The 1,236-nt window shown below is 66.7% G+C and carries 1 protein-coding gene; it reads right to left on the bottom strand.

What is annotated here, in order from left to right; translation table 11 throughout:
- Positions 1-1,236 (bottom strand): NAD(P)(+) transhydrogenase (Re/Si-specific) subunit beta (locus WKW80_RS37200; protein ID WP_340368561.1); only part of this gene is annotated, 1,236 nt, incomplete at its 5' end.

Here is a 1,236-nt window from a genome sequence, read left to right as displayed (position 1 = left end):
TTACTCGATCGCCTTGCCCATGTCCTCGACCACCTTCTTGGCGTCGCCGAAGACCATCATGGTCTTGTCCATGTAGAACAGCTCGTTGTCCAGCCCGGCGTAGCCCGCGGCCATGGAGCGCTTGTTCACGATCACCGTCTTGGCCTTGTAGGCCTCCAGGATCGGCATGCCGTAGATCGGCGTGCCCTTGGTGAGCGCGGCCGGGTTCACCACGTCGTTGGCCCCCAGGATGATCGCCACGTCGGCCTGCGCGAACTCGCCGTTGATGTCCTCCATCTCGAAGACCTGGTCGTAGGGCACCTCCGCTTCCGCCAGCAGCACGTTCATGTGCCCCGGCATGCGCCCGGCCACCGGGTGGATCGCGTACTTCACCGTCACGCCCTTGTGGATCAGCTTCTCGGCCAGTTCGTTGACCGCGTGCTGCGCGCGCGCCACCGCCAGGCCGTAGCCCGGCACGATGATCACCGTCTCGGCGTTGGACAGCATGTAGGCCGCGTCGTCGGCGCTGCCGCTCTTGACCGGGCGCTGCTCCTTGGCGCCGGCCGTGGCCGTGGTCGCCTCGCCGCCGAAGCCGCCCAGGATCACGCTGAAGAACGAGCGGTTCATCGCCTTGCACATGATGTAGCTCAGGATCGCACCCGAGGAGCCCACCAGCGAGCCCGCCACGATCAGCATCGCGTTGTTCAGGCTGAAGCCGATGCCCGCGGCCGCCCAGCCCGAGTAGCTGTTGAGCATCGACACCACCACCGGCATGTCCGCCCCGCCGATCGGGATGATGATCAGCACGCCCATCACGAAGGACAGCAGCACCATCAGGAAGAACGCGCCCCAGCTCTCGGTGGCCACGAACAGCAGCCCCAGCCCGATCGTCACCAGGCCCAGCACCAGGTTGACCATGTGCTGGCCCTTGAACTGCACCGGCGCGCCCTGGAACAGGCGGAACTTGTACTTGCCCGAGAGCTTGCCGAAGGCGATCACCGAGCCGCTGAAGGTGATCGCGCCGATGGCTGCCCCCAGGAACAGCTCCAGCCGGTTGCCCGCCGGAATCCCGAAGCGCAGGAAGCCGTCCACGATCATCGCGCCCTCGGGCGTGTTGACCGTGCCGGCCGCCGCCACCGGCAGCGGCGTGATGCCGAAGGCCCAGGGCTCGACCACCGCGGCGATGGCGATGAACACCGCCGCCATACCGATCATGCTGTGGAAGAACGCCACCAGCTCGGGCATCGCCGTCATCTC

It is taken from the genome of Variovorax humicola, assembly GCF_037889915.1.
GTDB classification, from domain to species: Bacteria; Pseudomonadota; Gammaproteobacteria; order Burkholderiales; family Burkholderiaceae_C; genus Variovorax; species Variovorax humicola.
This window is presented reverse-complemented; position numbering and strand designations above follow the sequence as displayed.